This is a genomic window from Pseudomonas defluvii, assembly GCF_001695625.1.
In the GTDB taxonomy this organism is placed as follows: Bacteria; Pseudomonadota; Gammaproteobacteria; order Pseudomonadales; family Pseudomonadaceae; genus Aquipseudomonas; species Aquipseudomonas defluvii.
In genome coordinates, this window is sequence record NZ_MBPN01000066.1 from 1 (window position 1) to 13,180 (window position 13,180).

The 13,180-nt window shown below is 57.4% G+C and carries 12 protein-coding genes; 2 read left to right on the plus strand and 10 right to left on the minus strand.

The window, feature by feature from the left end; all coding sequences use genetic code 11:
- Positions 1-56 precede the first annotated feature (56 nt).
- The 4 genes from EKA13_RS17400 to EKA13_RS17415 are packed head-to-tail and all read right to left on the minus strand — an operon-like array spanning position 57 to position 5,250.
- Positions 57-1,211 (minus strand): hypothetical protein, encoded by a 1,155-nt coding sequence (locus EKA13_RS17400; RefSeq protein ID WP_065760589.1) that lies wholly within the window; start codon positions 1,209-1,211, stop codon positions 57-59.
- Positions 1,212-1,220: 9 nt separating this feature from the next.
- On the minus strand, positions 1,221-3,095 hold the full coding sequence (locus tag EKA13_RS17405; protein WP_065760602.1) for a hypothetical protein: 1,875 nt from the start codon (positions 3,093-3,095) through the stop codon (positions 1,221-1,223).
- An 8-nt stretch (positions 3,096-3,103) separates the two neighbouring features.
- The gene (locus EKA13_RS17410) at positions 3,104-3,955 is read right to left on the minus strand and encodes an SH3 domain-containing protein (protein ID WP_065760590.1); all 852 of its coding nucleotides are present in this window, start codon (positions 3,953-3,955) and stop codon (positions 3,104-3,106) included.
- Between the two features lie 26 nt (positions 3,956-3,981).
- Positions 3,982-5,250 (minus strand): hypothetical protein, encoded by a 1,269-nt coding sequence (locus EKA13_RS17415; RefSeq protein ID WP_065760591.1) that lies wholly within the window; start codon positions 5,248-5,250, stop codon positions 3,982-3,984.
- 376 nt (positions 5,251-5,626) lie between these two features.
- On the opposite strand from EKA13_RS17415, the gene EKA13_RS17420 reads away from it, so the two are divergent.
- Both EKA13_RS17420 and EKA13_RS17425 read left to right on the plus strand, forming a co-directional pair.
- On the plus strand, positions 5,627-6,130 hold the full coding sequence (locus EKA13_RS17420; protein ID WP_065760592.1) for a TerD family protein: 504 nt from the start codon (positions 5,627-5,629) through the stop codon (positions 6,128-6,130).
- A 200-nt stretch (positions 6,131-6,330) separates the two neighbouring features.
- Positions 6,331-7,590 (plus strand): VWA domain-containing protein, encoded by a 1,260-nt coding sequence (locus EKA13_RS17425; protein WP_065760593.1) that lies wholly within the window; start codon positions 6,331-6,333, stop codon positions 7,588-7,590.
- Positions 7,591-7,697: 107 nt separating this feature from the next.
- Here EKA13_RS17425 and EKA13_RS17430 read toward each other — a convergent pair whose 3' ends face one another.
- From EKA13_RS17430 to EKA13_RS17455, 6 genes are all read right to left on the minus strand, one after another.
- Positions 7,698-8,891, minus strand: a complete 1,194-nt coding sequence (locus tag EKA13_RS17430) for a DUF4236 domain-containing protein (RefSeq protein ID WP_083199837.1) — start codon at positions 8,889-8,891, stop codon at positions 7,698-7,700.
- Between the two features lie 206 nt (positions 8,892-9,097).
- Complete coding sequence (locus EKA13_RS17435) at positions 9,098-9,658, minus strand: DUF551 domain-containing protein (RefSeq protein ID WP_065760595.1); 561 nt, start codon at positions 9,656-9,658, stop codon at positions 9,098-9,100.
- A 104-nt stretch (positions 9,659-9,762) separates the two neighbouring features.
- Positions 9,763-10,788: a hypothetical protein gene (locus EKA13_RS17440; RefSeq protein WP_065760596.1), complete on the minus strand. Its 1,026-nt coding sequence runs from the start codon at positions 10,786-10,788 to the stop codon at positions 9,763-9,765.
- Between the two features lie 134 nt (positions 10,789-10,922).
- Positions 10,923-11,501, minus strand: coding sequence for a TerD family protein (locus tag EKA13_RS17445; protein WP_010792501.1), 579 nt, complete (start codon positions 11,499-11,501; stop codon positions 10,923-10,925).
- 33 nt (positions 11,502-11,534) lie between these two features.
- Complete coding sequence (locus EKA13_RS17450; RefSeq protein WP_010792502.1) at positions 11,535-12,113, minus strand: TerD family protein; 579 nt, start codon at positions 12,111-12,113, stop codon at positions 11,535-11,537.
- 28 nt (positions 12,114-12,141) lie between these two features.
- On the minus strand, positions 12,142-13,176 hold the full coding sequence (locus tag EKA13_RS17455; protein ID WP_010792503.1) for a TerC/Alx family metal homeostasis membrane protein: 1,035 nt from the start codon (positions 13,174-13,176) through the stop codon (positions 12,142-12,144).
- Positions 13,177-13,180 lie beyond the last annotated feature (4 nt).

Below are 13,180 nucleotides of genomic sequence, written 5' to 3' on the forward strand. Positions count from 1 at the left end.
CCATTTGCTGTCATCCTTTCGAGGACGACAGCTTAAACTACCCCGTAGTCACTGTCTCAAAAGGTGGATCCACTATACTCTTCGAACTTACCTTCTTCGACTAGCTTGCGTGCGATCGCGCATTCGCTGTCGCTGTGTTCTCTCGCCTTGGCCCCGAAGTCACTTTGCCAAGTCGATAGGCCAGCTGCTTGGCAGAACGCATCGAACTGCGATTTGCCGGCGTTTGCCTGGTAGGAATCAAAGGCGTCCTTGATCGAAGAGAAGCCCTTAAAGGTCACCGAGTAGTCTTCGACCTTGGTTTGGAGCGCAAACTTGCTGACTGCGTCCAACAGGACGGACTGACCGGTCAAAGAGCTGTAGGCCCCAATGATGAAGCTGCTCAGGGTATTCCTGAGCAAAGTCTGCACCTCATCGAGCTCAGGAAGGGAAGCAAACTCCGCCTCACGAACGATCTGCCCAACCTCGCTGCCGTCATTGCGGTGGGTCACCACGAACCTCATGGAGCCCGCCCCATCGTCGCTACGCTGGATGTAGAAGTCGAGGTCGACCTTGGTGCCAAAGTCTCCGGTTGCACCAACGATGAAGGCACCTGTGACCGGGCTACGCACTGCCATGTTGGTGCCCCAGGAATAAGGCAACTTGACTTCGCTGCTGGCAGTCTCTGCAGGTGCCCATTCGTTGTCGGCAGCCAGGTCGCTCACCAGAACGACTTCGGCCCCTCTGCGGGAGATGAAGGGGTTTGCCATTTCCATTCCCAGCAATTGGACGTGAATCTCACCGTCCTTGCTGTCGCCGGAGTGGTTGATCTTCAGCGCATCCGCCTTTATGTAGACGCCCGCGGCGTTGCGGCTGGTAGTGGACAGCATCTGGTACTTGGTCCACCCCAACAGGCCTTCTTCGCTCGACCGGCCAATCGCCGTTTCAAAAAGGCCGCGCAAGCCCTGAAGGAACTGCTCAGCACCGTTGGTTTGGACCGCTGCGAGGCGGACTTCTGGATTTTTAACGGTCAAGTCGCCGGAGAAGACGGAGTATGAAATCTCGCCTTCGGAAAGGACGTCCTGCAGGTAGTAACGCTCTTTGAAGCTGTCGTAGTAGCTAAGTGCCGTCTTCTTCCCTGAACTGGAGAGGATGGCAGTAACACCACCGATAGCCACCACTGCAGCTGCGATGGAAGCCATAAGAAGGTGCTTCTTCTTGATCGATTTCATCATGGTGGTCCCTTATTGGAGCTGGGCGGAAGCGTTTTTCCAGGTGTTTACGTACTGCTGTGAAACGTCTGGAGTCCAGTTGAAGTCGATCCCTGAGTCAGGACCAAATTCACGTGCCAGGACTGCGCCGAACGAGACCTTGTCAGCGCAATGGTCCTGCTTACAGGCTTCAGGTGCGGCTGGCAGGTTGCCGCGGAACGTGGGAAGAGCCCGTCCGTCAACCAGCGGCATGAAAGGAGTGAGGTTTGCCACTGGCACCACATACCACTCCTTCTCGAAGGTTTGGTTCGATAGCAGCCGCCCTTTGGCTGGGAAGTCGATATCATAGCTGCCGTCTGTCTTTCCAACGACGTGGATCATCATCAAGCCCACACTCTTGGAAGAATTCGGGTCCTGCAGCGCCAGCGGTGATCCGAAGCGGACCTGGATGCCTGCCATTTGAGCAAGCGCCTCGACCTCTCTGCCTTCGTAGTCCTTCATGCCCGCCTTCAGCTGCTCATAGCGATCAAGCACCCGAGAGTGGAGTTCTGCCATGTGCTGCTGCACTCGCCGCTCTTCGAGCAAGCGTTGCTGTTCGCGCTGAAGGGCCCAGTTGGAGCCATCCTTCACGTCAAAGTAGAACTGGCCGCGGCTCTCCCCGATGCGGTTACGTATGATTTTCTGCGCGTCATCTACCCAACCTGATTTAGGGAAAAGAGCGGCGAGACTTTTCGCCACGTAGAAGTTCTGTACCGAGACGGTTGAAGGGGAGCTGTTCCTGATCAGCTGAAATACCTCTTTGCCCGCCCTCTTGTAGTCGACCGGATCAAGCGCGAACGACTCATCGGGTGTGATCGCAACGTAATAGGGATCGCTATTGAACGGCCCCAGTACCCGGTAGTTGCCTCTCTGGAACGCCAGATAGACCTTCATTTGCCTGCTAGGAATCTCGCCCAGGAGGAATAGCGCTTGATCGGCATCCGGACTCAGGTAGGAGAGCTCTTTGCCCTTAACCACACTCTCCAGGTCCTTGTTGAACATCAAACCGCTGGCGTGGACAAACACTCGGCTCCAGTTGTCTCCACGGTAGGTGTTCGGAACTGTCCAAGACAGCTTCTCGAATGAGCCCTGAGCAAATCCTGTGGAGGGACATGGCGTCGCTGGCATCGAACCGAAAGCAAGACTGCCATCGCCATCGTTGAGGACAGATTTGCTCATCACCCATTTACAACCACCTGAGTCCGTGATTTGGGTGAGTTTGCTATGTTCAAGCACCAGTGCCCTGCCAAAGTCAGACGCCGGCGTGACTGTAATAGCCGCAGGTACGGATGAGCGTTGAGGGTCGGAATGAATCTGCTCGATTTGGGCTGAGGGGGCTGCGGCGATCGTCGTTTGGGGAGGCAGCTGCTGGACGGTTTGATCCTGCTGCTCAGGCAGCTGATCATGCGCCTGCTCCGTGTTTGTCACGGGAGCCACAGCGTTTGTTGGTGGAGCCGTCTGGTCGACCAATGCAGATGCTTCGACAGACGAGTTGCTGGGGAGAACCGCTGGCGAAGATATCTGCTTGGCGGAAGCCAGCGTGACAATGCCTAAATTGGCCGCTGTACCAGATCCGCTGGCGTATAGGTTGCCGCTTGCATCGACAGCCCTCCAGGTCACCCTCGCGGCTGGGCAATCATTGGCGAGTACAGTTGGTAGTTTGCCGACCAGGCCAGTCAGGAGCGCTTGGTTGTCCCAAACTGGCCGTCGAATGGTCAGCTCAATTTCGGGTTTGCACCAGTTTGAGGCTTCGCCTGGGACATCTACCTTGATGTGATCTTTTTTCGAGACGGCCAGCTCGTGAGCGAATGCTTGCGGCACTAGGCCGCAAGCTCCAACCACTGCCAGCGCGAGCGCGCGCTTCTTCATGGTCATCCTCAGATCAGTTCCCAGGTACCGTTGGCCTGTTTGCAGAAGGTGTTTTGCTGCTGCTCCGCCTGCCCACTGGCCGATTTGAGACTCACAGTCACCGGCCGGCAGGCAGTTTCGGCCACGACTTGCTCGGTGGGGAGGGACGGGATGGAATCGAGGTCGAACGCCTGGGTTTCTTTGCTGGCAGAGACATTCATTTCATCGAGGTTCACGGCAGGTGCAGCAGTCTTGGCAACGGCCTGTGCCTTCGGCTCGACGTAGTCCTTGTGAACATAGCCCACCGTAACACCCTTGCGGCCCACCAAGATCCAGTCACCGGTGGAGCCTACGGCGGTAAATTCAGTGTTGGTTGGCAGTCCACCGACTTTGTCTGCCTTCAGGTTCGGAGCTGCTCGGACATTCAGGCTGGACTTGGTCACATACGCTTCGTTGATCAGCTTCATCGAAGGGACTGCCTGGATCTTCGGCGCGCGCTTGACCTCAACTGTCTTTGTCTTGCTGTACTCCTGCCCCTGGGTGATTTGGGCAGTTGCACCGGAGTGATCTGAGGTCCAGGTGACCGGCTGGGTAGTAACGGTAGGCTGACTCAGGACCTCTTGGGTTCGCAGGGCCAGCGCCTGTTGGTCTTTCTCGTCGAGCATGTGTCCGATTCGGTTGCCAAGGTACCCGCCAATGCCTGCCGCGATGATCGTTGCGGCAATTTTGCCGTTCCCTTTGCCCATGGTCGCCCCGATTGCTGCGCCAGCGAGGCCGCCGAGGACGGTACCGGCCTGTTCTTTACTGATGCCCATTTCTGCACAACCGGAGGTTGCTGCAATCGCTACTGCCAGGATCGACGCGACGAACTTCTTACGCACAGTGTTTCTCTCCCTTTCGTTGATACTCACTCTGCTTTCAGCAGAGGTTTGGTGAGGTCGTAGAGCATCGCTTCTGCCGACATTGCCCAGTGGAAAATGCCGGCCATGATGGTTGGCCCCTTCTCGATGCTCCGAAATGCGGTTCGGTACCCAGCTGACTGGATGATGGAGTTCCCATAGATCAGCGGGACGATGATGATCACGACGACTGCCCCAAGCCGAACCAAACGTCTCCGGCCCTGAATAAGGCCGCGCTGTTCCACGGCCGAGAGCACCAGTCCTACGAGATTGAGGGCGCCCATGAAGAGGCCGCTGATCAATGTCCAAGGGACGAACCACATATTCTTCAGGACGTTCAGACCCTGCTCACCGTGGATGTCGGTGTGAGCCACATCGAACGCCATGTTCTTGGCTATCCCTGGCAGGTACTTGTCGAACTGCTGTCGGCTGGCCAGAACATCCATGCCATTGACGTAGAGCGGGCCCATTGCTTCCCTGGCGAAATAACGGACCTCGGCGCTGTTCAAGATGGACTGGCGAGATCGCAGTCCAGGTTTGATGGACCGGGCAAAGTCATCGAGGGTAGGCTCGTAACCGAGCTCTTCCCCTGCCTTTGGCCAGGCAATGGGTTTCCACTCATTGCCTGGAAGCCCCGCCGCGCGGAATGCCTCGAGCTTGGCGTATGTCCTGGCGATATCCTCTATCTGAGGAATGACCTCATCTTGGATGCGTCCATATAGCCAATCGCCGTTTCGCCTTGTGTAGCCGGTGAAAACTGCTGCTGCGAACCCGAAGAAGTTTTGGTCGATCTTTTCTACGTAGGAGCCCTGCACGCTCATCAACACCCCAAGATTCGCAATGAATGCCTTGCCATCGCCCGTATCGCGATGCTCTTGGTAAGGGACGCCTGGGATCTGGAGTGAGTCGTAGAGAAGCCCCTTCTTTGTCACGTATGCATAGAGACTGTAAACGCGGAGGCTGGCCGGAAACTTCTCGGCGATCAGGTCGGGGGCTTCACCCTGAATCCACCATGTTGCTGGAGCTGCGACTATGGTACTGAGCGCAATGCTGAGACCTATGTATTGAGCTCCTCCCCATCGGCGGTGAGCCCAAATGCACATCCGCCAGGCGAACAGGCACACGCTGGCCGATGCCAAAATTTGACTGTAGATCTCGAGGGTTTGGAGCTGCTTGAGGGGAATGTCTGCCCCTGCCATGTTCAGCAACTCGGCGTTGAAGAGCAGGCCGCTGATCAAGCAGACGGCATTCAGCACAACGAGTGCGATGAGAAGCATCCAACGGGTCCTTGTCAGAGAACGGAACCAGCGGCACAGAACCTGCTATCTGAGAGGCGGCCGTTGGGATGGATGGCATTTTGCCATCCGCTTCGGAGGCAGGCTACCAATTTGACGCCAGAAAAGCGTACCCCAGGGGCCGCGCCAGCTGGATTTGAATCTAACGGGGTTGCTGCTCGGTTCAAGCCAAAGCGTGCCGCTACGAGCACGGTTGAGGGAACGCCGGAGAGATAGGGGCTTGGTTGTTCAATCTTCGGCGTTATGGTCTTACAGGTGCAAAAGCATACGGCTGCACATTCAAGCCACTCGCGTTCCGGGGCGCGGCACTATCCCGTCCAACACCTGGTGCACGTTAGACCTTTCAAGGAAGCACTCAATGCAGATCAGCCAAGGGCAACGAATCCCGTTGTCTAACCTCATTCAGGGACGGACCCTTTCCGTCGCGATCCAGATCAAATCATCCCCTACGGTCGACCTTGCCTGTTTCGCACTGGATGCTTTCGGGAAGCTGTCAGACGCTCGCAACTTGATCTTCTACAACCAACGCATCTCTCCTTGCGGCAGCTTGAGACAAGTTGGTGCACAGTTCAGCCTGAAACTTTCAGGATTACCGTCATCCATAGAACGGTTGGTATTCACCGCTTCAATCGACGGTGAAGGCGCCATGGGCAATATTCGTCCCTCAACCTTTGTAATCAAGGACCGGACGGGTGAAATCGTTGCCAAATGCCCCTTTGCCGGCAATATCTTCGGGGCGGAGAAATCCATCATGGTCGCGGATCTCTACCGCGAGGATGGCCACTGGCATTTGGCGTCGAATCTTCAAGGTTTCAACGAAGACCTCACCGCCTTGGTGAGGCATTACGGTGGGCGGTGTTGAAGAGGTATCACCGGCAATTACCCTGTGTCAGCCCAGTTCAACCACGCTGGCTAGCTAGGGGCTTGGTTGTTCAATCTCCGGCGTTATCGTTCGGCATGTGCAGTAACTCAAGGCTGCACATTCGAGCCACTCGCGCTCCCTGGGCGCGGTACTATCCCTCCAGCACCTGGTGCACGTTAGAACTCTCAAGGAAGCACTAAATGCAGATCAGCCAAGGGCAACGTATCCCTCTATCGAACCTCATTCAGGGCCAGTCTCTATCCCTCGCGATCCAGATCAACTCCCCCCATACAGTCGACCTCGCCTGTTTCGGCCTGGATGCTGCTGGGAAGCTTTCGGACGATCGCTACATGATCTTCTTCAACCAGCCGATCTCACCTTGCGGCAGCTTGAAGCAAGCTGGAGCAGAGTTCAGTCTGAGCCTGGCTGGACTTCCCTCCTCCATCGATCGCCTGGTGTTTACCGCGGCAATCGACGGGGCCGGTGCCATGCGCGAAATCCAGTCCTCATCTTTTGTAATCAAGGACCCGGCCGGTCAAGTTGTTGCCACCTGCCCCTTCGCTGGCAACACCTTCGCCGCGGAGAAGGCCATCATGGTAGCGGACATCTACCGCAAGGATGGCCAGTGGCGTTTGGCGTCGAATCTCCAAGGCTTCAACGAAGGGCTCAGCGCCCTGGTGAAGCATTTCGGGGGCGAGGTTGCTGATGATGCACCTCCCGCAAGTTCCCCAGCGCCAGCCCCCGTTCAAGCCACCATCTCGCTGGAAAAAAAGGTTGCGGCCGCGGCTCCGCAACTGATCAGCCTGGCCAAAAAGGCCCAGGTTAGCCTCGAGAAAGCGAAGCTGACTCATGTGAAGGCGCGTGTCGCGCTGGTTCTCGATGCGTCGGGCTCCATGAACTCCCAGTATTCCAAGGGGCGTGTCCAAGAGGTGGTCAACAGGCTGCTGCCCCTGGCCGTCCACTTCGATGATGATGGCTCGATTGACTGCTGGGCCTTTGCAGCAAAGCCGCAAAAGCTCTCCGAAATCACCCTGAGCAACTACCAAGACTTCATCAACACCGACAATTACGGTTGGCGTGACTGGAACGTTGGCAGCCGGATCAACGACGAGCCCAGGGTGATGGAGCAAGTGATCAGCTATTACCTCAATGACGGTGACCGGTCGCCCGTTTATGTTCTCTTCATCAGCGACGGTGGGGTACACGAGAACAGGAAGATCACCAAGCTCATGACCGAGGCTGCGAAGCTGCCCCTCTACTGGCAGTTCGTTGGCCTTGGGGGTCAGGGCTATGGCATCCTGGAAAAGCTCGATGACATGAAAGGCCGAGTGGTCGACAACTGCGGATTCTTCGCGCTGGATGACCTGCACCAGGTAAGCGAGGAGCAGCTCTACGACCAGCTCATGGAGGAATTCCCGAGCTGGATCAAGGAAGCTTCTGCGAAGGGGATCATCGCCTAGCGCGCCCCAGAACCCACTGGTGTCTACGCTGGGACGCCACTTCAAAACAAAAACCCGCCTAGATGGCGGGTTTTCTGTTTTAGTAGCGGTGACCTCGGACACATGGTTCAGCCTAGGGTGGCTAAATCCATTGGGCTGATTTCACGGAACCGCGATGCTCTGTCGAGGCTCACCACTGCCCCGAATGCCGTCAATGTCGCACCTGGATCGATCGCTTCCAGCCGGTTGAAGTCCAAGGTTTCCCATTGATCACGAGAGATCAGCGCCGAGATTACGTACTGATCCTCGATACGCCCCGTAGCCGGATTTGTGCGCTGAATGTACCCGGAAGCAAGACACTGTTGGATGCCTGGGAGCAAGGCAAAAACCTCCCCAACCACACGAAAAACGGTGCCGTAGCAGAGGGAGACGAAGTCCTTTCGAGTCTGAGCTTCGGACCTGGTTTTGAAGCTGAGCTTGCCATTGCCTTTGGCTTCAGCGGTTCTGTTCGGAACATCACCTTCATCGGGCAGGTCGATGTCCAGGGCTATTCCAGTGACGTCGTGGGAGAACTCGTACTCGAGGAGTGTTTCTTTCGGCCAGGCGATGCCGGAAAGCACATAGTCCAGCGCGCGCTCCATCTGAGCGCTATATCCCTTTGCAGCCAACCGGATGGCCTTCTCGATTTCGGCACGCGCCTTCTCGTGGGCGTCGCGGGCGGAGTTCCACTCAGCCAGATCCTGTTGGTACTGGGCCTCCAGTGCTTGAGTCTCCCTTTCCATCTTGGCACTTCGCAAGAGCATCTTGTCGAGTAGCCCGGGCGCGTCAATGGATGGTCGGCGCGGTTCTTCAAGGTTGAACGCAGGTGGAAGCGCCGGCAGTGAACCTGGCCTGGGAGTCATCATGTGCACCGAAAGGCACTGTTTGAGCCCTTCGTTGATCTTTGCTGCAGCTTTTTCGAGAAGCGCCTGGATCTCCTCACACTTCTCCACCTTCACGTGCTTAACGATCTCTGGCGGGAGCAGGTTGTCTTCCAGATCTGTGATGATCAACGAGCCATCATCGTCGACTTTGACCTTGATGGGCCCGGAATAGGCCGCTGTCTCTCCAGATGGACCAGGTGCGCGCCTCTGGCCAGATCGATCCAGCCGTTCACGATAGGAAAGGCCGGTCCCTGGAAGGCCCGCGTTAATGTAAGTGCCACGTTTGCCCATGGTTAGGCTCAATCCGCGTGGCCCAACAGAGGTACTAATTCCCGAACCGCTGATGTTGAGCCGAACGCCGGGAACGATCGTTATTCGTTTGCTGAAGCGGAACCCCATATCTTCCTCCGAGATTCACTGGGGACGTCGGCCTGCGTATTTGCAGGCCGATGTCGATAGCCAAGCTATGAGCTTCCGGCGAGATAGTTATCATTGTGTAACTACAGCCGATTCAGGCACAGCCAGCCTCAAGAAGTCGGCGGTGATGTCTTGAGTGTCGATGGCACTCACAAGCGTCGTATGGTCGTTGACGGCCATGTTCCAGATCATTCCGGCGCCCTTGCTAGCGGTTGCACCGCTTGCAGCAGCGCGGTTTGCCAGCGTCCCATTAGTCGGTGACAAGTCGGGGCATCCAGGGTGCCTCTGGCCAGCTGCTCTACGGCTTCGCTCAGCGCCTGGCGGTACACCTGGACGGCGGCCTCCAAGCTCCCTGCCTCCATCAGTTGGCGGCGTTCATTCCGCGGGTCCTGGCTCTGCTCCTGCAGATTCGGAGAATTGGGCCGGGGCATCCAATGGGTGATGGTCTTGGGAGGCATGCAGTTTGAATCACCGCCGTCCAATTCCCAGGTGCCGCCATCGCGCATGTGGCCCAGGTAGAGGCTGGACAGGTCGTTCTCGTCGCAGACCAGCACCGACTGCGACAGCAAGCCGACGTCGTCTTCCTGCGTGCAATCTGGCAGGTAGTCGCTGCAGGCGATCCAGCGTGCGCCGGTGATCTGCGAATGCAACATGGCTGCGCTCAGACGGTCGCGCTCGGCGGTCAGCCGGGCGACAGTTTCAGTCAGGGCGGCGATCTGCTCGGGGTAGCTGGGGTTCGGTGGGGTCACGAGTGAAGCTCCATTTCGGGGCAAAGGGAAGCCAAGATGGATATCCGGCATGTGTCCAGAGTAACGATGAACAGCGAATGCATTAGTCGATGCCCCATTAAGGTTCAGCTAGCGCTCTGGCTAGCGGCGGTCAATTCAGCGAAGTCTGTACCGGTCCATTTGTACCTAACGACGCTTTCGAGGCTCGGGCAGCACATTGGATCGTCATCGCCGTGGGTCAGGACCTTCAAGCCGAAAATGTTCTGGCCCAAGACCTGGATGTCTGTTGCGCCACCTACGATAAGCTTTTGCTTGAGGGCCCAGCCGTCCGGCTCCTTGTACAGGGCAGCCAGGGTTTGGAACGAGCCGTTTCCACCGCCCTGCCCTTCGATGGTGAACAGGACAACAGCATCCTCTGCGCCGTCGCCATTGAGATCCACTTGAACAACCTTGCGACCTTCTTGGTACTCGCTTCCGCCGTCTTCCGAAACTTCGGCAGCGACAAGACTGTCAATGGCTGCGGACAAGGTCAGTGCATGTCCGCCGGCGGGAAGGCGTTGCGATTGAAGCTGGGATTGCGGTGACACTTCACTTATCGGTCGATCGGAGTGCTGGGCGGAGCCAAGGGTAGCTGGTGCCTCTTGCTGTTGAGGGAGCTGTTTCTCATCGCTGTATTTCGCAGCTGCTTCAGCATTAGGTTTGAGCCCCGCTGCCTTCAGCTTGCTGACAAACACTGCCTTGGCACGATCCTGGAACGGCTTCAGGTCACTCGGCGAAAGCTCCATGACCCCTTTCTCATCGAAAGGCTGGGCGTCACCCAGGAACCATCGGGAGAAGAATCCAGGGCGTCTTGATTCGAGGATCTCGATAACCTGGTCCTTCACTTCTTCCTCGGACTCCTCCCAGAGATCCCACCCTTCGTCTCCGAACATCGCAATGATGCCCTTCTTGTCTTCCGGCCCAGAAAGGGGTACCGACTCAAGCACCTTGATATTGAAGTCGATGGTCTTGCTCACGCAGGTATTCGTGAAGCTACCGAAGCATTCCTCGCGCAATTCCCGCTGCGCCATACCCAGCTTGAAATCAGTGACAGCATCACAGCCCACCAACCCCAGCACGCCACCTACAGCTAAAACCAACCTGAGTTTCATCTCGCGATTTTCCTTGTCCAGACACACAGCTTGTACGGCGCAGCAACTGGAGAGTTGCCGGTCGTGACATTCGTTCCCTTCCTACAGATGTGAAAAAGCCCCGGCCATGCCGGGGCTTTTTCCTGCCTTTCTGCTTAGCCGATACTCACGCCGTGAGCTTCAGCCAGAGGCTTCAGGCCGCCGGCGAAACCTTGGCCGATCGCCTTGAACTTGAACTCGTCGTTGTGACGGTACAGCTCGCCGAAGATCATGGCGGTCTCGGTGGAGGCGTCTTCGGACAGGTCGTAGCGAGCGATTTCCTTGCCGTCGGCCTTGTTCAGGACGCGGATGTAGGCGTTGCCCACCTGACCGAAGGACTGCTTGCGAGCTTCGGCGTCATGGATGGTGACGGCGAAGACCAGCTTCTTCACGTCGGCGCCCAGGCCGGTCAGCTTGACGTTCACTTGCTCGTCGTCGCCATCGCCCTGGCCGGAACGGTTGTCGCCCAGGTGCTCGACGGAACCATCGGTGGACTTCTTGTTGTTGTAGAAGATGAAGCTGGAGTCGTTCAGGACTTTGCCGTTTTCACCGGTGATGAAGATCGAGGCGTCCAGGTCGAACTCGGTGCCATCGGTAACGCGCGGGTCCCAGCCCAGGCCTACTACGACTTCGCTCAGGCCAGGTGCTTCTTTAGACAGGCTGACGTTGCCGCCCTTCGAGAGAGATACTGCCATGGTGTGATTCCTTGATTCAGTTGGGGTGAGGGATCAGTTGACGGTCAGACCGTAACCATTGGCCAGGGCCTTCAGGCCACCAGCGTAGCCTTGGCCGACGGCGCGGAACTTCCATTCGCTGTTGTGACGGTACAGCTCGGCGAAGATCATCGCGGTCTCGGTCGAAGCGTCTTCGGCCAGATCGTAGCGAACGATCTCGGAGCCGTTGGCCTCGTTGACGATGCGGATGAAGGAGTTGCTGACCTGGCCGAAGTTCTGGCGACGGTTTTCAGCGTCGTGGATGGTCACGGTGAAGGCGATCTTGTCGACGTCGGCCGGAACACGGCTCAGGTCGACCTTGATCGCTTCGTCGTCACCGTCGCCGGCGCCGTCGCGGTTGTCACCGGTGTGCTCAACGGAACCGTCCGGGCTCTTCAGCTGGTTGTAGAAGATGAAGTCGGCATCGCCGCGGACTTTGCCGGTGGCGTTCAGCAGGAAAGCGCTGGCGTCGAGGTCGAACTGGGTGCCATCGGTGGAGCGCGGGTCCCAGCCCAGACCGACCAGGATCTTGGTCAGGCCAGGTGCTTCTTTGGACAGGGAGAGGTTGCCACCTTTTTGAAGAGACAGTGCCATGTATACAGCTCCTTGTGGTTGCTACTGATTACTGGTTTTCGGCTTGCGCTTCTTCCTTTTCGGGGAAGATCACGCTTGCCAGGATGCCGACTGCCAGAACTGCCAGGACGATAAGCAGGCTGGTGTTCGGATCGATGCTGATGCCGTGGTGGAACAGGTGGTCGGTGGCGTTCAGGCCGAGCTTGGCGGCGATGAAGAACAGCAGCACGACGACCGCTTTCTCGAGGTGCACCAGGTAACGCTTCAGTGCTTCGAGGACGAAGTAGAGGGTACGCAGGCCCAGGATTGCGAACAACATTGCCGAGTAGACGATCAGGGGCTCACGGCTCACCGCGATTACCGCCGGTACCGAGTCGAAGGCGAACAGTACGTCAGACACCTCGACTACGACCAGGCAGAGGAACAGCGGGGTGGCGAACAGACCGCCCTTCGCCGCCAGGCTCATGCCTTTGTTCTCAGTCTTCTGGACTTCGACTTCGAGCTTTTTACGGCTCACGAAGAAGTTGTGGCCGTACAGCTTCGGCCATACAGGGAAGAGCTTTTTGGCGAATCGGTAGGCGAGATGTTGGGAGTAATCCTCCTCAGCATCATCGTCGTCACCACCTTTGAGCATCATCACCGCCGTCCAAGCCACGATCAGCGCGAAGACGATCTCAACCCAGGGACCAAAGGCCAGCAGGCCGGTACCGATCGCTACGAACACGCCACGGAAAACGATTGCACCGATGATGCCCCAGTACAAAACGCGGTGGCGCAGACCATCCGGCACCTTGAACCAGGCGAAGATGGCCATGAAGACGAACAGGTTGTCGACCGACAGCACTTTCTCAAGGGCGTAACCGGTAACGAACAGGCTGGCGACTTCAGCGCCGTGTTGCACGTAGAGGAAACCTGCGAACGCCAGGGAAATCGCCACCCAGAACACGGACCAGATAGAGGCGCGCGCCAGAGTGATCGGCTTGTCATCGCGGTGGGTGACCATGTCCAGCAGCAGGGCGGCAAGCGCCAGGCCGACAAATACCGCCATGGTCAGCGGTGGGAAGCCAATGTGAGTCGTTTCCACGTTT

Bases quoted from the DNA above. Each gene is read 5' to 3' on its own strand.
- EKA13_RS17445 (WP_010792501.1), bottom strand. From the start codon at position 11,501: ATGGCAGTATCTCTCTCGAAGGGCGGCAACGTCAGCCTGTCTAAAGAA.
- EKA13_RS17420 (WP_065760592.1), top strand. From the start codon at position 5,627: ATGCAGATCAGCCAAGGGCAACGAATCCCGTTGTCTAACCTCATTCAG.
- EKA13_RS17400 (WP_065760589.1), bottom strand. From the start codon at position 1,211: ATGATGAAATCGATCAAGAAGAAGCACCTTCTTATGGCTTCCATCGCA.
- EKA13_RS17440 (WP_065760596.1), bottom strand. From the start codon at position 10,788: ATGAAACTCAGGTTGGTTTTAGCTGTAGGTGGCGTGCTGGGGTTGGTG.
- EKA13_RS17450 (WP_010792502.1), bottom strand. From the start codon at position 12,113: ATGGCACTGTCTCTTCAAAAAGGTGGCAACCTCTCCCTGTCCAAAGAA.
- EKA13_RS17415 (WP_065760591.1), bottom strand. From the start codon at position 5,250: ATGCTTCTCATCGCACTCGTTGTGCTGAATGCCGTCTGCTTGATCAGC.
- EKA13_RS17425 (WP_065760593.1), top strand. From the start codon at position 6,331: ATGCAGATCAGCCAAGGGCAACGTATCCCTCTATCGAACCTCATTCAG.
- EKA13_RS17405 (WP_065760602.1), bottom strand. From the start codon at position 3,095: ATGAAGAAGCGCGCGCTCGCGCTGGCAGTGGTTGGAGCTTGCGGCCTA.
- EKA13_RS17430 (WP_083199837.1), bottom strand. From the start codon at position 8,891: ATGGGGTTCCGCTTCAGCAAACGAATAACGATCGTTCCCGGCGTTCGG.